The sequence below is a fragment of the Bradyrhizobium sp. Pha-3 genome, assembly GCF_042258325.1.
Classification (GTDB): Bacteria; Pseudomonadota; Alphaproteobacteria; order Rhizobiales; family Xanthobacteraceae; genus Bradyrhizobium; species Bradyrhizobium elkanii.
The window spans coordinates 3,657,671-3,675,173 of sequence record NZ_CP170151.1; the positions used below are offsets into that span (position 1 = coordinate 3,657,671).

10 protein-coding genes are annotated in these 17,503 nt (G+C 64.6%); 8 read left to right on the forward strand and 2 right to left on the reverse strand.

Annotation, left to right across the window (positions count from 1 at the left end; genetic code table 11):
• Positions 1–45 precede the first annotated feature (45 nt).
• The 5 genes from ACE10X_RS16925 (at position 46) to ACE10X_RS16945 (ending at position 4,897) form a co-directional block, all read left to right on the forward strand.
• A complete protein-coding gene (locus ACE10X_RS16925; protein WP_375764316.1) occupies positions 46–1,530 on the forward strand; it encodes an aldehyde dehydrogenase in 1,485 nt (494 codons plus the stop codon).
• The gene (locus ACE10X_RS16930; protein WP_375764317.1) at positions 1,527–2,915 is read left to right on the forward strand and encodes a transaminase; all 1,389 of its coding nucleotides are present in this window, start codon (positions 1,527–1,529) and stop codon (positions 2,913–2,915) included. The genes ACE10X_RS16925 and ACE10X_RS16930 overlap by 4 nt, the downstream gene beginning before the upstream one ends.
• Positions 2,915–3,712 carry an SDR family NAD(P)-dependent oxidoreductase gene (locus ACE10X_RS16935; protein ID WP_038382024.1) on the forward strand — a complete coding sequence of 266 codons (798 nt, stop codon included), beginning with the start codon at positions 2,915–2,917 and terminating at the stop codon, positions 3,710–3,712. The genes ACE10X_RS16930 and ACE10X_RS16935 overlap by 1 nt, the downstream gene beginning before the upstream one ends.
• 53 nt (positions 3,713–3,765) lie before the next feature.
• Complete coding sequence (locus ACE10X_RS16940) at positions 3,766–4,536, forward strand: SDR family NAD(P)-dependent oxidoreductase (RefSeq protein ID WP_375764318.1); 771 nt, start codon at positions 3,766–3,768, stop codon at positions 4,534–4,536.
• A 97-nt stretch (positions 4,537–4,633) separates the two neighbouring features.
• Positions 4,634–4,897, forward strand: a complete 264-nt coding sequence (locus tag ACE10X_RS16945; protein WP_038382022.1) for a hypothetical protein — start codon at positions 4,634–4,636, stop codon at positions 4,895–4,897.
• A gap of 62 nt (positions 4,898–4,959) precedes the next feature.
• On the opposite strand, the gene ACE10X_RS16950 is transcribed toward ACE10X_RS16945, so the two are convergent.
• Positions 4,960–5,334, reverse strand: coding sequence for a hypothetical protein (locus tag ACE10X_RS16950; RefSeq protein WP_028345103.1), 375 nt, complete (start codon positions 5,332–5,334; stop codon positions 4,960–4,962).
• 326 nt (positions 5,335–5,660) lie between these two features.
• Here ACE10X_RS16950 and ACE10X_RS16955 point away from each other — a divergent pair, with 326 nt between their 5' ends.
• Both ACE10X_RS16955 and ACE10X_RS16960 read left to right on the forward strand, forming a co-directional pair.
• Positions 5,661–6,242 carry a hypothetical protein gene (locus ACE10X_RS16955; protein ID WP_375764319.1) on the forward strand — a complete coding sequence of 194 codons (582 nt, stop codon included), beginning with the start codon at positions 5,661–5,663 and terminating at the stop codon, positions 6,240–6,242.
• Between the two features lie 268 nt (positions 6,243–6,510).
• Positions 6,511–7,065 carry a DUF3617 domain-containing protein gene (locus tag ACE10X_RS16960; protein ID WP_375764320.1) on the forward strand — a complete coding sequence of 185 codons (555 nt, stop codon included), beginning with the start codon at positions 6,511–6,513 and terminating at the stop codon, positions 7,063–7,065.
• 51 nt (positions 7,066–7,116) lie between these two features.
• Here the strand turns inward: ACE10X_RS16960 and ACE10X_RS16965 are convergent, their stop codons facing one another.
• Positions 7,117–7,620, reverse strand: coding sequence for a hypothetical protein (locus tag ACE10X_RS16965; RefSeq protein ID WP_244435646.1), 504 nt, complete (start codon positions 7,618–7,620; stop codon positions 7,117–7,119).
• Between the two features lie 174 nt (positions 7,621–7,794).
• On the opposite strand from ACE10X_RS16965, the gene ACE10X_RS16970 reads away from it, so the two are divergent.
• Entirely contained in the window at positions 7,795–17,490 is a 9,696-nt protein-coding gene (locus ACE10X_RS16970; protein WP_375764321.1) for a beta strand repeat-containing protein, read from the forward strand.
• The last annotated feature ends 13 nt before the right edge of the window (positions 17,491–17,503 follow it).

Consider the following 17,503-nt stretch of genomic DNA (forward strand, 5'->3'; position numbering starts at 1 on the left):
GGTCTTGCTCGGAAGCCGCTTTTGTCATCGTCATAATTGTCTCGCATGCGGCAAGCCCAGATCGATCGACTAAGCGCGGCCGTCATTCCGGCCCAGCAGCTCTTCATCGGCGGCCGGCCGGCGCCGGCGATCAGCGAGGCACGGCTTGACGTCGTGTCGCCGATCGACGGCCAGGTATTGACCAGCATAGCTGACGGCGACGTGGCCGATGTCGACGCCGCGGTCAGACACGCGCGGCAGGCCTTCGAGCAGGGCAGCTGGTCGCGCGCGGCGCCGGCGCAGCGCAAGGAGGTGTTGCTGCGGTTCGCCGACCTCATCGAGCAGCACGCGCTCGAGATTGCGGTGCTCGGCGTGCGCGACAACGGCACCGAGATCGGCATGGCTTACAAAGCCGAACCGCTCTCGGCCGCCGGCACCATCCGTTACTACGCCGAGGCGATCGACAAGGTCTATGGCGAGATCGCGCCGACCTCAGGCGATGTGCTCGGGCTCGTGCATCGCGAGCCGCTTGGTGTCGTCGGCGTGATCGTGCCGTGGAATTTCCCGCTGATGATCGGAGCGTGGAAGATCGGCCCGGCGCTCGCCGCCGGAAATTCGGTCGTGGTCAAGCCGCCGGAGCTTGCATCGCTGACGCTGCTGCGGCTTGCCGAGCTCGCGACCGAGGCGGGGTTACCCGATGGCGTGTTCAACGTCGTCACCGGCCGCGGCGCATCCGCCGGCGAGGCGCTTGCGCTGCATATGGATGTCGATGTGCTCGCCTTCACCGGCTCGGGCGCGGTGGGCCGGCGTCTCCTGGAATGCTCGGCGCGATCGAACCTGAAGCGCGTCCATCTCGAGCTTGGCGGCAAGTCGCCCAACATCGTGTTCGCCGATGCGCCCGACATCAGGCATGCCGCCAAGGTCTCGGCGACTGGGATCTTCCGAAACTCCGGCCAGGTCTGCGTGGCCGGATCGCGGCTGCTGGTGCAGTCCTCGATCTATGATCGCTTCATGGCTGAGCTGCTCGACGCCACCGCCAAGCTGCGCGTCGGCGATCCCCTCGAATTGACCTCGGATATCGGCGCCATCGCGAGCAAACCGCAGTTGCGCAAGAATCTGGATGCCGTTGCCGGCGCGGAAGCGCAGGGCGCGACGCGGCTGGTTGGCGGCGAGCAAATCCACGTCGAGAGCGGCGGCAACTTCATGGCGCCTACGATCCTCACCGAGGTGACGCCGTCGATGCAGGTCTGGCGCGAGGAGGTGTTCGGCCCGGTGCTGGCAGTGACGCGGTTCGAGGGCGAGGAAGATGCCACAGCGCTCGCCAATGCGACTCCCTATGGACTTGCGTCGGCGGTGTGGACCGCAAGCCTGTCGACGGCGCATCGCATGGTGCGCGCCATCAAGGCCGGCGTCGTGCACGTCAACGCCTATGGCGGCGCCGACATCACGGTGCCGCTCGGCGGCTTCAAGCAATCCGGCTTCGGACGCGACAAGTCGCTGCACGCCCTCGATGCCTATACCGACCTCAAGACCGCCTGGATCGCGCTATGACAGCTGCAACCGCCGAACGCACGGGCGTTCTGAACCGACTGCTCGATGCCGAGCAGGAGCGTTTTCGCGCGCTGCACCCGCGATCGGCCGCGGCCTGGCAGGAGGGACGGCAGCACTACCTGTACGGCGGCCCGTCGCACTGGATGCGGCGCTGGGCCGGCGGCTTCCCTGTTTATGCCGAGGAGGCGCATGGCGCGCATATCAGGGACATCGACGGACGCGACTACATCGATTTCTGCCTTGGCGACACCGGCGGCATGTGCGGCCACGCGCCCGAGGCGGTGACCGAGGCTGCGCTCGCTCAGCTCAAGCGTGGCGCGACCATGATGCTGCCGACGGAAGACAGCCTTTGGGTCGGCGCCGAACTGTCCCGCCGCTTCGGCCCGAAATACTGGTCGCTGACGACGTCGGCGACCGATGCCAACCGCGCGGCGATCCGCATCTCGCGCATGATCACCGGCCGGCGCAAGGTGCTGGTGTTCTCCGGTTGCTATCATGGCGGCGTCGAGGAGGCGCATGTCGAGATCCGCGAAGGCCGGGTCGGCCTGCGCAACATGATTCATCCCAACGGCATCGATCATGATGCGGTGAGCCGGGTCGTTGAATTCAACGATGTCGCGGGGCTGGAGGCGGCACTTGCGCATGGCGACGTCGCCTGCGTGCTGACCGAGCCACTGATGACGAATTTCGGCATGATCCCGGTCGATCCCGGTTTTCACCGGGCGTTGCGTGACCTGACCCGCCGCGCCGGCACCGTCCTCATCATCGACGAGACCCACACGCTGTCCTGCGGCCCGGGCGGCTATACGGAGAGCCATGGGCTCGAGCCCGACATTTTCGTCGCGGGCAAGGCGATCGCGGGTGGCATCCCCGCCGGCGTGTTTGGTCTCAGCCACGAGATCGCGGAGCGGCTATGGAAGATCGTCCCCCTCGTCAATCCGCGCGAACGGCAGTCGGCGCATCTTGGATTCGGCGGCACGCTTGCCGGTAACGCGCTGACGGTCGCGACCATGCGCGCGGTGCTGGAGAAGGTGCTGACCTCTGCGAATTACGAGCGGATGATCGGAACCGCGACCTGGCTCGCGCAGGAAGCCCGCAGGCTGATCGCGGCGGCTGGTCTGCCCTGGCACGTGACGCAGATCGGCGCGCGTGCCGAGATCATGTTCATGCCGCAGCCGCCACGCAGCGGCGCCGACGTCATTGCCGGCCGGCAACCCGATCTCGAGACCTTGCTGCACGCGTTCTACATCAACGAGGGCATTCTGGTGACCCCGTTCCACACCATGCTGCTGATGTGTCCGGCGACGTCCGCGCGCGACGTCGACACACACACCGCGGTGTTGGCGCGGTTCATCGACTTGCTGCGAGGGGCGGGAGCGATCTGATGCAGGCGCCTCCGTTCAATCTTGACGGCCGCATCGCCATCGTCACCGGCGGGGGCAGGGGGGTCGGCGCGGCCATCGTGAGACGGCTCGCGGAGGCCGGCGCGACCGTGGTGATCGCCAACCGGACGCTTGATGTGGCCGAGGCGTTGGCGCGCGAATTGACGGCCGATGGACGGGCGGCGCATTGCGTCCCGTTCGACCGGCTGGACCGCAGTAGCTTGCGCGCGATGGTCGATCGCGTCGCTGCTCAATATGGCCGGCTCGATATCGTCGTGCACAATGCTGGCGGCTGTCCGTGGTCATCGCTTGAAGAGCTCGATGAAGCGAAGCTTGAGGACACGCTGGCGCTGAACCTCAACGCCAGCATCTGGCTCGCGCAGGCCTCCATTTCGCACATGCGTGCCGTCAGGTTCGGGCGCATCCTCGTGACATCTTCGGTTTCTGCGCGTGTCGCGATGGGCGGCGGCGCGCATTACTCGGCGGCGAAAGCCGGCGTGAACGCGTTTATCCGCGGTGCTGCCTTCGAGCTCGCGCGCGATGGCATCACGGTCAACGGCGTCGAGGCCGGCTTCATCGAGAAGCCGGGCCGCGGCACCATGAGCGCGCCGGAGAACAAGGCGAAGCTCGAGCGCTTTATCCCGATGGGGCACATGGGCAGCGCCGACGACATCGCCTGCGCGATGCTCTATCTCGCCTCCACCGAGGCCAAATACGTCACCGGGCAGACCATCGTCGTCGACGGCGGCTCGACGCTGCCGGAGACCGGGTTTGCCGTCGAACGGCAATGGGGAGTCTAGATGAGCATGATCTTTTCGGAAAACCGGTTTCCACCTTTCCGGATCATGCTCTGATGCCGCGGCTCGACGGAAAGACCGCGCTGGTGACGGGCGCCGCCACGGGGATCGGCCGGGCCACGGCTTCACTGCTGGCATTGAGCGGCGCGCGCGTCGTGCTGTTCGGGCTCGGTGAGGCAGAGCTCCAGGCCGCCGCGGCGGAGTGCGGAGGGCAGGCGGTCCATGGCGACGTCACGCGTCCGGACGACATCGCCAGGGCCGTCGCCGCCTGCGGGGCGTGGCTCGACATCGTGGTCAACGCCGCAGGCCTGATCGTGCCGGATCAGCCCGCCAGCGTCTCCGACGAGGTCTGGGCCAGGACGCTCGATGTCAACCTCACGGGGACCATGCGGGTCTGCCGGGCATCGCTGCCGCTGCTTCGGCAGCGCGGCGGAGCGATCGTGAACGTCGCCTCGGTTGCCGCGTTCAATGCCAGCCCGGATAGCGCAAGCTACGCCGCGAGCAAGGCGGCCGTCGTTGCCTATACGCGTTCGCTCGCCTATGCCCACGGCGGCGACGGCATCCGCGCCAATGCGGTGGCGCCAGGCTGGGTGCGCACGCCGATGAGCGCCCATGAAATGCAGCTGCTTGCGGACCAGAACGACACCACTGTCGATGCCGAGATTCGCGGCGTCGAACGACGCATTGCCCTGGGACGGATGGCCGAGCCCGCCGAGATCGCTGCGTGCTGCCTGTTCCTGGCCTCCGACGAGGCGTCCTTCGTGACCGGCGCGGTGCTGGTCGCCGATGGCGGCGGCCGCGCACCGACGCAGAATCGCGCGGTGTAGAACAGTCGGCGAGCCGGTCACGAGGCAGGCGGCACCTTGATAACGACCGGCGGATTTGGCACTCTCGCGCCGTCACGTCATTCGATCGAGGGGCGTTATGAACAAGTCATTTTCCGTGATCATTGCCGCCGCCGCTTCCATCGTCGTTCTGTCTTCGACGGCGGCGCGATGCGGGGACTACTATCCGTTTGGCGATCCGCCGTACCGGCTGGACTACGTGCAAGAGCCCCAGATCGTATCGGGCTGCTGGAAATGGAATTGGCAGCTATACCAGTGGCAGGACCGCTGCCCGGTCTACGTCAATCCGAAGGCTTATATGTTCTCGCGCTCGTCGCGCGCCGTGCTCCGCACCAAGGGGTGAGGAGAGTTCGGCTGCTTGAGGTGCTCTGCGTCACGCCCATTGGAGCGACGCAGAGCGCGCACTCATGAATGCGCGATGGTGCACGCCACCTGGTGACGCTTGCCGAAGTTGAGCAGCGCGTTTTCCCGAAAGCCGTCCAGCCAGACGCCGCGGCCCGCATAGCGATAGCCGACGCCCATCGGAACGTGCCGCACATGGATGCCGCCACGGCCGGTGAGCAGGGAGGCCGTGACCACTTCGCCCTCGACCGACACAGCGCGCGGGCACAGCGGATATTGATGGCCGTTCTCGCAGGTGAAGACGATCTCGGTGCAGGTGCCGACCGGTGCTTTTGTGACCAGGCCAAGGTCCGCTGCCGCCGCGGGCCCGGAGTTGCCGAACAGCGTTGTGCCCAAGGCCAAAATGCCTGCGACCGTGTAGCCAAACCGAATACGCATCTGTGCCCCCTCGTCCAGCGATAGGCTAAGTAATTGAGGAAAATATCTCGCGCTAAATGAGCAAAAAAAACTTCGCAGGTCAAACCTCTGCCCAGTGCGGTGCGGGGAGATCGGCCGGCGTCAATGCGAATGGCGTGTCAGGTGTTGCAAGTTTGCTGCAGTAAGTCCGAATTCGGCTGCAAGCTGCCCGGTAGCGTTAATGCACCTTTACTGGCCACAATTCGCCCTGCAAGTGGTGAGATGTGTTGAGTCGTGTTCCGGAGATTGCTTCAATGAGCTGACCGGATCGCATCACGAACGCATTCGGACGGACATCGGGGGTGGGAATGGACTTCCGTAGTGGCATTGTACGTTCGCTACTGACCCTGATGATTGTCTCATTGCCTGCGCTGGCAGCTCATGCGGAGACTCAAGCTCAACCGGCGAACGGTCGGGCAGCGGCGGCAGCGCCGGCTCAGGGAGATCAAGCCTTTTCTGGCCCGAGCTTCCGCAAAGGTCTGTGGCGCTTCGTGCGAACGCTCGATGTGGTCAGGACCGCCAACAAGAACTTCAAGTATCGGGTGGTCAACGCGGAGACGACGCGCTGCGTCGACCCGACCTACGCCATGAAGGCGACCTTTGCCTCGGGATCGATCGGAAGCTGCGTCTCGGACAAGCCCGAAAAGGTCGGTAATCAATACACGTTCGGACGCCGCTGCGATTACATGGGGACGGTCAGCACCGTCATCACCGTGCGCAGCGACGAGGCCTATACCGAGCTGAACGAGATCAGCACCGGAGAGCATCCCCGGACCGACACGGTCGTCGCGACAAGGATTGGCGACTGCGACGACGGTAGCGCGGCCAAGATTGAGGCCAAGTCAGAGGCCAAGACTGACAAGTCCGCTGCGGCGGCTTTGCAGCACTAGCTGGCAATCCAGACGGCAGGTGGCGGCGGACGAGGCGTCCATTCCTCCCCAACGGGGTAGACGCTGCGCTTCCTTTGTCGCCGAAGCTGCCCCGGCCTGAAGCAACCCGGCATTCACCGTGTTTGGCGCAAGAGCCCGTGAGGGCTTCGAGCAAAGGCCAAGCATTTACGAGGTCTTAACGCGAAATGCTCCTGAATGATGTGAGGTTGGACCTGCTTCAAGCGAAGTCACGCGATCCGCGTCAATCGGCCGGTTAGGGATTCAATAAATGACATCGCGTGAGGGCTTCGCCCCGTCGAAGATCTTCGCATCCGCGCTTGGCGTCGTGACCGCGCTTTCCGTGATCGTGCTCGCCGCCTCGAGCGCCGTGGCGGAGGAGGGATTCAGCGGGCCGACCTTCCGAAAAGGAATGTGGCGCTTCGTGCGGACGCTGGAAATCGCCACGTCCTCGAACGTCCGGCAAACGCTGCTCGAGCGCGAAATGACGCGCTGTGTCGATCCGACCCAGGCGATGAAGGCGACCTTCGCATCCCCGTCCGTTGGAAATTGCCACTCTTCGCGGCCGGAGAAGATCAACAACAAATACGTCTTCTCCAACCGCTGCGACTATCTCGGGCCGGTCAGCACCGTCATCACGGTTCTCAGCGACGAGGCCTATACCGAGGTCAACAAGACCAATGTTGGTCAGGCGCCGCGGACCGACCGGGTGGTCGCCCGCCGAATCAGCGATTGCCACGAGGATAGAGCTTCGCTCAACCAGCCGGCCTCCGCACCGAGCGAGGTGCCGCTGCAGCAGGACGAAGCCGAGGGCGAGCCGCTCTAAGGCGACCGGTCTGCGCGAGCATTAAGGGAAATCCGCTTTCGAGCCGCCCGGTCAGATCTTTTGCTGGCCTCCCGGGCCGCTGACCTTGACGGTGATCTTCTGAATTTCGGTTCGACCGCCCTGGTACTTGACCTCGATGGTCAGGGCGTCATCGCCGAGAAATTCCGGCGGCGCCTTATAGAAGGCGACATAGGCCGGCACCTCGAGCGCCAGGCAGGCCTTGTAATTGGTGGCCTTCGCCTTCGCCGACTTCACCACCACCTTTCCGGCAGCCGGCGCAGTGACCAGGCGGATGGTCGGCAGCGGCCCCGACGTGCAATCCGGTAACACGTTGAGGTAGAGGCCAATCTGGGTGTCGCGGTTGGCCAGGGCGCGAACCTGGCGCTCCACCGTGGTCTCCTGCGGGACGGGTTGTGCAGGGGCTTGCGCGGCCGCCGCGCCGAAACAGCCCCAAATCAAGACAGCGGCACACGCCTGAAGAATCACCCGCATCGACTGCTGCTCCAAATCGCCGGGAAGGACGAACGGGGCCGGGGAAATACTGCTTTCGGCCAAGTTAATCCGGCTAAGCCGTTGTTCTTTCAGCTTCGACCTGTCCGATCTTTACCACACTTCCACGGAAAGCATTGATTAACCAAATACATTTCTTGACCGCGGGGAGGGTTAACAATAGCCTAAAACTAAATTTTTCTACAATTTTTCCTCTAATCGCATTTTGCGGAGTTGATAATGCAGGGTTCGTTTCAGGTCGCTCAGGCAACCGGCACCGGCAATTCCACCAATTCGGCTCCCGTACGAATTTACAAGCTGACCAAGCCGCTGACCGATCAGGCGGTGGTCGTCAATCTTGGATACGACCAGAAGGTGAAGGTCGACTTTTCGTCGATCGCCAATGAAAAGATCACGCTGGTTCACGTCGGCGAAAAGCTGATCATCCTGTTCGACAACCAGTCGACCGTCACGGTTGAGCCGTTCTTCGACTCTCGTGCGGATGGGCAGAAGAATGTCACGATCGAGATGGCGCCGGGGCGCGAGGTCTCGGTCCAGGAATTCGCGACTCTTTTTCCGATCAGCACGGACGCCTCCGTGTTGCCGGCGGCCGACAATGGCGGCAACTCGAACGGCAACGCGCAGGCGAGCGGCGCGAATTTCAGTCCGTTCGCGATCGATCCGCTAGCTCCCGTGCCGACCAACGTGTTGGCGCCGCAGGAAGAGTTGCCGAACCTCGTGACCCCGCCGCCGCCGACCGGCTTCGTGCTGGGCGTTGCTCCGCCTCCGATCATTTCCGGCAATCCCCTGTCGGCGCTGATCGTCGACGAGAGCTTCCTGACCGCGGCCACCAACCATGGTGTCGCCGGTTCGGGGCTTGGACCCGCAGGGGCAACGGTCGCGTCTGTGCAGGTGTCGTTCAACGTCACGGTACCTGGCGGCCAGCAGTCGCTGACCTATGCGCTGTCGGTCACGACACCGAACGAAGATTCCGGTCTGATCGATTCGGCGACCGGTCAGCACGTTCTGCTGACGGTCAACGCGGCCGGCGTCGTGGAAGGGCGCACGGCGATCAGTGGCGATCTGGTCCTCACGGTCTCGGTTGACGGTGCGGGTCATGTGACGCTGACCGATCTGCGCGCGGTTCATGAGGCAACACCGGGCAACTTCAATGAAGGGATCACGCTGGCGTCGGGTCTGATCACGCTGACCGCCACCGTGACTGACAACAACAATCAGTCGGCAAGTGCGAGCGTCGATGTCGGCTCGCATCTGACGATCCTTGACGATGGTCCGGTGGCGGGCACGGTGACCGGCGCGACCGACACGCTGGTGCTGGATGAGACGCGTCCTGTCGGCAGCGACACCGCAGGCGGCACGACGCCGACCGGCCTCGCCAGCGTGACGGCGGACTTCTCCAACAATTTCACCGGCGGCAGCTACGGCGCCGACGGTGCCGGCAGCACTGCCTACACGCTGCATCTCACCGGCACGAACGTCGCCTCCGGCCTCTATGCGCTGGATCCGACCGACACCAACCCGGCCCATTTCGGGCAGGGTGCGCAGATCGTGCTGAACCAGTCCGGTGACACCATCACCGGCTCGGCGAACGGTACGACCTACTTCACGATCACGATCAACGAGACGACCGGGATCGTGACCTTCACCCAGGTCAACAACATCTGGCATGCCGATCCGACCAACCCGGATGACGCGGCGACGTTGACCCTCTCCAGCGCCAGCCTGCTGCAGGTGGTGCAGACCATCACTGACGTGGACGGCGACAGCGTGACAACGCCGATCAACCTTGGTGGCGGCGTGTTCACAATTCAGGACAGCGGTCCGACGGCCGGCACGGTGATCCAGAAGGAAGGGCCGGCGGAAACGCTGGTGCTGGACGAGTCGCGGCCGGTCGGCAGCGACACGCCGGGCGGCTTTGCGCCGAGCGGGCTTGCCAGCGTGACGGCGGACTTCTCCCACGACTTCACGTCCGGCAGCTACGGCAGCGACGGACCCGGCCATACGGCCTACACGCTGAAGCTCACCGGCTCGAACGTGGCCTCGGGTCTCTACGCGCTGGATCCGACCGACACGACCACCGCTGACGGCGACGGCATCGGACAGGGCGCGCAGATCGTCCTCAACCAGTCCGGCAACACGATCACCGGCTCGGCCGGCGGGACGACGTATTTCACCATCACGATTGATCCGTCGACCGGTATCGTCACCTTCACGCAGTCGAACAACATCTGGCATTCTGACCCGAAGAATCCGGACGATCCGGCAACGCTGACGCTGTCGAGCCCGAGCCTGCTGCAGGTGGTGCAGACCATCACCGACGCGGACGGCGACAGCGTGTCGACGCCGCTCGATGTCGGCACCCGTGTGTTCACGATCCAGGACAGCGGCCCGACCGCCGGCACGGTGACCGGTGCAACTGACACGCTGGTGCTCGACGAGACCAGTCCGGTCGGCACGGACACCGCGGGCGGCACAGCGCCGACCGGCCTTGATTCCGTGACGGCAGACTTCTCCAACAACTTCACGCCCGGCAGCTATGGCAGCGACGGCCCGGGCCACACGACCTACACGTTGAACCTCGCCGGCGCGAATGTGGCGTCCGGTCTCTACGCCCTTGATGCGACCGATACGACCACCGCCGACGGCGACGGCATCGGGCAGGGCGCGCAGATTCTGCTGAACCAGGTCGGCAACACGATCACCGGCTCGGCTGGCGGCACCAATTACTTCACGATCACGATCGATCCCTCGACCGGCATCGTGACATTCACCCAGCTCAACAATATCTGGCACTCCGACCCGACCAATCCGGACGATGCGGCGACGCTGACGCTGTCTGGCGCCAATCTGCTGCAGGTGGTTCAGACCATCGTCGATGCCGACGGCGACAGCGTGACGACGCCGCTCGATGTCGGCACCGGCGTGTTCACGATCCAGGACAGCGGGCCGACCGCCGGCACGGTGATCGCGGCGGCGGATACGTTGGTGCTGGACGAGACCCGTCCCGTCGGCACCGACACGGCGGGCGGCACGGCGCCGACCGGCCTCGACACCGTCACGGCGGACTTCTCGAACAACTTCTCGGCCGGCAGCTACGGCAGCGACGGCCCGGGCAACACGGCCTACACGCTGAAGCTGACCGGCGCGAACGTGGCCTCCGGCCTCTATGCGCTCGATCCGAGCGACACCGACCCGACCCATTTCGGGCAGGGCGCGCAGATCGTGCTGAACCAGTCCGGTGACACCATCACCGGTTCGGTCGGCGCGACCACCTACTTCACGATCACGATCGACGAGACGACCGGGATCGTGACGTTCACCCAGCTCAACAACATCTGGCACGCCGATCCGACCAATCCGGATGACACGGCGACGCTGACGCTCTCGAGCGCCAACCTGTTGCAGGTGGTGCAGACCATCACCGACGCGGACGGCGACAGCGTGTCGACGCCGCTCGATCTCGGCACCGGTGTGTTCACGATCCAGGACAGCGGCCCGACGGCGGGCACGGTGGCCGGCCCGACCGACACCCTTGTGCTGGACGAGACGCGGCCTGTCGGCACCGACACTGCGGGCGGCACCGCGCCGACCGGCCTCGACACCGTCACGGCGGACTTCTCCAACAACTTCACCGGCGGCAATTATGGCAGCGACGGCGCGGGCAACACGGCCTACACGCTGAAGCTCACCGGCGCCAACGTCGCCTCCGGTCTCTATGCGCTGGATCCGACCGACACCGACCCAACCCATTTCGGGCAGGGGACGCAGATCGTGCTCAACCAGGTCGGTGACACCATCACCGGCTCGGCGAACGGCACGACCTACTTCACGATCACGATCGACGAGACGACCGGGATCGTGACCTTCACCCAGGTCAACAACATCTGGCACTCCGATCCGACCAATCCGGACGATGCCGCGACGCTGACGCTGTCGGCTGCCAATCTGCTGCAGGTGGTGCAGACCATCACCGACGCGGACGGCGACCACGTGTCGACGCCGCTCGACCTCGGCACCGGTGTGTTCACCATCCAGGACAGCGGCCCGACGGCGAGCACGCTGTCCGGCGCAACGGACACGCTTGTGCTCGACGAGACGCGTCCTGTCGGCAGCGACACCGCGGGCGGCACGGCGCCGACCGGCCTCGACACCGTGACGGCGGATTTTTCGAACGGCTTCGCCGGCGGCAGCTATGGCAGCGATGGCCCGGGCAATTCGGCGTACACGCTGAAGCTCACCGGCGCCAACGTGGCGTCCGGCCTGTACGCCCTTGATGCGACCGACACGACCACCGGCGATGGCGATGGCATCGGGCAGGGTGCGCAGATCCTGCTGAACCAGGTCGGCAACACCATCACCGGCTCGGCCGGCGGCACCGATTACTTCACGATCACGATCGATCCCTCGACCGGCATCGTGACTTTCACCCAGCTCAACAACATCTGGCACTCGGATCCGACCAACCCGGATGACGCCGCGACGCTGACGCTGACGCGCCCCGAACTGCTGCAGCTCGTGCAGACCATCACGGACGCCGACGGCGACAGCGTGACGACGTCGCTCAACCTCGGCACCGGTGTGTTCACGATCCAGGATAGCGGTCCGACCGCGGGCACGGTGATCGCGGCGGCGGATACGTTGGTTCTGGACGAGACCCGTCCCGTCGGCACGGACACGGCGGGCGGCACGGCGCCGACCGGCCTCGACACCGTGACGGCAGACTTCTCCAACAACTTCTCGGCCGGCAGCTACGGCAGCGACGGTGCGGGCAACACGACCTACACGCTGAAGCTCACCGGCGCCAACGTGGCGTCCGGCCTCTTTGCGCTCGATGCGACCGACACGACCACCGCCGACGGCGATGGCATCGGACAGGGCGCGCAGATCCTGCTGAACCAGGTCGGCAACACCATCACCGGCTCGGCTGGCGGCACCAATTACTTCACGATCACGATCGATCCCTCGACGGGGATCGTCACCTTTACCCAGCTCAACAACATCTGGCATTCCGATCCGACCAATCCGGACGATTCTGCGACGCTGACCCTGTCGGCCGCGAACCTGCTGCAGGTGGTGCAGACCATCACCGATGCGGATGGCGACAGCGTGACGACGCCGCTCGATGTCGGCACCGGCGTGTTCACGATCCAGGACAGCGGCCCGACCGCCGGCACGGTGACCGGTCCGACCGACACCTTGGTGCTGGACGAGACCCGTCCGGTTGGCAGCGACACCGCAGGCGGCACGGCGCCGACCGGGCTCGACACCGTGACGGCGGACTTCTCCAACAACTTCACTGCCGGCAGCTACGGCAGCGACGGCCCGGGCAACACGGCCTACACGCTGAAGCTGACCGGTGTGAATGTGGCCTCCGGTCTCTATGCGCTGGATCCGACCGACACCGACCCGACTCATTTCGGGCAGGGTACGCAGATCGTGCTCAACCAGGTCGGTGACACGATCACCGGTTTGGCGAACGGCACGACCTACTTCACGATCACGATCAATGAGACGACCGGGATCGTGACCTTTATCCAGGTCAACAACATCTGGCACTCCGATCCGACCAATCCGGACGATGCGGCGACGCTGACCCTGTCGGCCGCCAACCTGCTGCAGGTGGTGCAGACCATCACGGACGCCGATGGTGATAGCGTGACGACGCCGCTCAACGTCGGCACCGGCGTGTTCACGATCCAGGACAGCGGCCCGACCGCCGGCACGGTGACCGGCCCGACCGACACCTTGGTGCTGGACGAGACCCGTCCCACAGGAACGGATACCGCCGGCGGCACGGCGCCGACCGGGCTCGACACCGTGACGGCGGACTTCTCCAACAACTTCACCGCCGGCAGCTACGGCAGCGATGGTGCTGGGTCGACGACCTACGCGCTGAAGCTGACCGGTGCGAACATCGCCTCCGGTCTGTACGCCCTCGATCCAACCGACAAGACCGCCGGCGACGGCGATGGCATCGGCCAAGGTACGCAGATCGTGCTCAACCAGGTCGGTGACACCATCACCGGCTCGGCGAACGGCACGACCTACTTCACGATCACGATCAACGAGACGACCGGGATCGCGACCTTCACGCAGGTCAACAACATCTGGCACTCCGATCCGACCAACCCGGACGATGCCGCGACGCTGACCCTGTCGGCCGCGAACCTGCTTCAGGTGGTGCAGACCATCACCGATGCGGATGGCGACAGCGTTGCGACGCCGCTCGACGTCGGCACCGGTGTGTTCACGATCCAGGACAGCGGCCCGACCGCGGGCACGGTGACCGGCCCGACCGACACCTTGGTGCTGGACGAGACCCGTCCCACAGGAACGGATACTGCCGGCGGCACGGCGCCGACCGGGCTCGACACCGTGACGGCGGACTTCTCCAACAACTTCACTGCCGGCAGCTACGGCAGCGATGGTGCTGGGTCGACGACCTACACGCTGAAGCTGACAGGTGCGAACGTCGCCTCCGGCCTCTATGCGCTCGATCCGACCGACAAGACCGCCGGCGACGGCGATGGCATCGGCCAAGGTACGCAGATCGTGCTCAACCAGGTCGGTGACACCATCACCGGCTCGGCGAACGGCACGACCTACTTCACGATCACGATCAACGAGACAACCGGGATCGTGACCTTTACCCAGGTCAACAACATCTGGCATTCCGATCCGACCAACCCGGACGATGCGGCGACGCTGACGCTGACGCGCCCTGAGTTGCTGCAGGTGGTGCAGACCATCACGGATGCCGATGGTGATAGCGTGACGACGCCGCTCAACCTCGGCACGGGCGTGTTCACGATCCAGGACAGCGGCCCGACCGCGGGCACGGTGACTGGCCCGACCGACACCCTCGTGCTGGACGAGACCCGTCCTGTTGGCAGCGACACCGCCGGCGGCACGGCGCCGACCGGGCTCGACACCGTGACGGCGGACTTTTCCAACAACTTCACCGGCGGCAGCTACGGCAGCGACGGTGCTGGCAGCACGACGTACACGCTGAAGCTCACCGGTGCGAATGTGGCCTCCGGCCTCTATGCGCTCGATCCGACCGACAAGACCGCCGGCGACGGCGATGGTATCGGACAGGGTGCGCAGATTTTGCTGAACCAGGTCGGCAACACCATCACCGGCTCGGTCGGCGGCACCAACTACTTCACGATCACGATCGATCCTTCGACCGGCATCGTGACCTTCACCCAGCTTAACAATATCTGGCACTCCGATCCGACCAACCCGGACGATTCTGCGACGCTGACGCTGTCGGCTGCCAATCTGTTGCAGGTGGTGCAGACCATCACCGATGCGGACGGCGACAGCGTGACGACGCCGCTGAACCTCGGCACCGGCGTGTTCACGATCCAGGACAGCGGTCCGACCGCCGGCACGGTGACCGGCCCGACCGACACGCTCGTGCTGGACGAGACCCGTCCTGTTGGCACCGACGCCGCGGGCGGCACGGCGCCGAACGGACTTGTTTCCGTGACGGCGAACTTCTCCGACAACTTCACCGGCGGCAGCTACGGCAGCGACGGTGCGGGTTCGACGACCTACACGCTGAAGCTGACGGGCTCGAACGTGGCCTCCGGCCTCTATGCGCTCGATGCGACCGACAAGACTGCCGGCGACGGCGATGGTATCGGACAGGGTGCACAGATTCTGCTGAACCAGTCCGGCAACACCATCACCGGTTCGGTTGGCGCGACGACCTACTTCACGATCACCGTTGATCCCGCGACCGGGATCGTGACGTTCACGCAGGTCAACAACATCTGGCACTCCGATCCGAACAATCCGGACGATGCGGCCACGCTGACGTTGACTAGCGCCAATCTGCTGCAGGTGGTGCAGACCATCGTCGATGCCGACGGCGACAGCGTGTCGACGCCGCTCGACCTCGGCACCGGCGTGTTCACGATCCAGGACAGCGGCCCGACGGCGCCGACGGCGACTGTGAGCGCAGCTACGATCGGCGTGGACGAGACGCCCGGCGTGCAGACCATCGGCGGCGCGAGCGACGTGCTCGGCTCCACTGCGATCACGTTCAACGGTGCCGCCAGCACTGTCGCTGCGCTGTTCAGCACGGTTGCGAACAAGGGCGTCGACACCGATGTGTCGGCAGCGTCGCTTGACAACGGTGCGCTCAGCTTTGCCTCGACGGGCGCGAGCAGCATCCTGACGGTGGCCGGCGGCAGCTTCGGCTCTGACGGCGCGGGGTCTACGACCTACGCGTTGAGCGTCCTCAGCGCTGCGTCAGGCCTGACATTGACGGATGGCACGGGGATCGCGCTGTCGCTGGATGCCAGTGGCCGGATCATCGGTACTGTGGGCAACGATGTCGCCAACCCCAGCCTGACGGGCCAAACGGCCTTCGCGATCGCCATCGATCCGATCACCGGTCAGCTCTATGTGGCGGACTATCTCTCGCTCCACCACAACAGCACCGCCAGTCCGAACGATCTGCTGACGATGACGGCCGGCAAGATCGGCGCGACGGTCACGTTGACGGACGCCGATGGCGATCATGTGACGGCCACCGCCGACATCAGCACGCATATCAGCTTCCTCGACGACGGCCCGAGTTTCGGCACGATCGAGCATGGAATCATTGCCGATTACGCGGGAATGTCCGTGGTCGGTAACCTGCCCGTGTTCTCCGGCGCCGATGGTTTCGGCGCATACGACTTCACCTTGACTGGAAACACGGCGCCGGCCGGCCTGACGTTCAATGGCCAGGCCGTGCACTATTCCATCGACGCACTTGGACAGAATTTGACGGCCTATATCGGTGCGGCCCCGTCGGCGGCGAACAATATCTTCACGCTGAATCTGGATGACACAACCGGTCACTACCTATTTACATTGCTTCAGCCATTCACGGAGACAACGATCCAGAATGTCGGCAGTTCATCCTCCTTCGGCTCGGGACCATCGGAAGAGCAGGTTCTTTCCTCGAACACCGATCAGCTGGCGGTTGTTTCGGGCACGGCTTCCGGCGGCGGCCAAGGCGGTGTGAACGGATCAACCAGCGGTTGGGGCGTCGACAACAATAACTTCGACCCCAATGAAAAGCTGCTGTTCGATTTCACGAGCGGCGCAATCGCCAGTCCGGTCGGCAACGCCGCGTTCCATCCGCCGGCAAACGAATCGGTCGCGAACTACACGTTCTCGCACTACTCCGGCGGCGACAAAATCCACTATGTCGTCTCCTATTGGGACGGAGTGCACGCCGCCTCCATCACATCGGTATCCGGTGATTTCGATCCTTCCACCCACACCACGGTCGCCACCGAATGGTCGACGCCCACAGCGCCGGCCGGCCTGCAGCTCTACACTGTCCAGTTCACGGACGTGACAGGCAGCGGCAAGGTCGACCTGGTTGGTGTCGGAGTTTCGTCGACCACGAACGTCTCCGAGGATCTGAGCTTCAACGTGTCGACGATTGACGGTGACGGCGACACGGCGTCGAGCACCATCAATATCAACATCAATGGCACCACGACCCTGCTGGGCACGGCCGGCAATGATGTCATTGTCGCCGGACCAACCAACGAGACGCTCACTGGCAATGGTGGGGACGACAAGTTTGTTCTCAATCTCAGCGCCCACGAAATCATCAGTGATTTCAACAGCGGTGATACGCTCCTTCTCGACGTGGCCGGTCTGAGCCTGCCGACGGGCGCTTCAAACGCCCTTACGGCTGGTCAGTTCACGTCATCGGCAGTCAGCGGCCAGACCGAGAACAACGCCAGCGCCTGGAGCGAAAGTGCAAGCACGAACAAGTTCTTTTTCAACAATACCACTCAAGAGCTCTGGTACTCGGCAAATGGCACAGGCTCCGACAAAGTGGACCTCGCACATGTGAGCACCGGCGTGCCGGCGGCTACGAACGTTCATATTTTCTAGGTCAGGCTTGCAG

Coding starts and splice junctions, on each gene's coding strand:
- ACE10X_RS16945 (WP_038382022.1), top strand. CDS start 4,634: ATGAACAAGTCATTTTCCGTGATCATTGCCGCCGCCGCTTCCATCGTC.
- ACE10X_RS16935 (WP_038382024.1), top strand. CDS start 2,915: ATGCAGGCGCCTCCGTTCAATCTTGACGGCCGCATCGCCATCGTCACC.
- ACE10X_RS16925 (WP_375764316.1), top strand. CDS start 46: ATGCGGCAAGCCCAGATCGATCGACTAAGCGCGGCCGTCATTCCGGCC.
- ACE10X_RS16960 (WP_375764320.1), top strand. CDS start 6,511: ATGACATCGCGTGAGGGCTTCGCCCCGTCGAAGATCTTCGCATCCGCG.
- ACE10X_RS16955 (WP_375764319.1), top strand. CDS start 5,661: ATGGACTTCCGTAGTGGCATTGTACGTTCGCTACTGACCCTGATGATT.
- ACE10X_RS16950 (WP_028345103.1), bottom strand. CDS start 5,334: ATGCGTATTCGGTTTGGCTACACGGTCGCAGGCATTTTGGCCTTGGGC.
- ACE10X_RS16970 (WP_375764321.1), top strand. CDS start 7,795: ATGCAGGGTTCGTTTCAGGTCGCTCAGGCAACCGGCACCGGCAATTCC.
- ACE10X_RS16940 (WP_375764318.1), top strand. CDS start 3,766: ATGCCGCGGCTCGACGGAAAGACCGCGCTGGTGACGGGCGCCGCCACG.
- ACE10X_RS16930 (WP_375764317.1), top strand. CDS start 1,527: ATGACAGCTGCAACCGCCGAACGCACGGGCGTTCTGAACCGACTGCTC.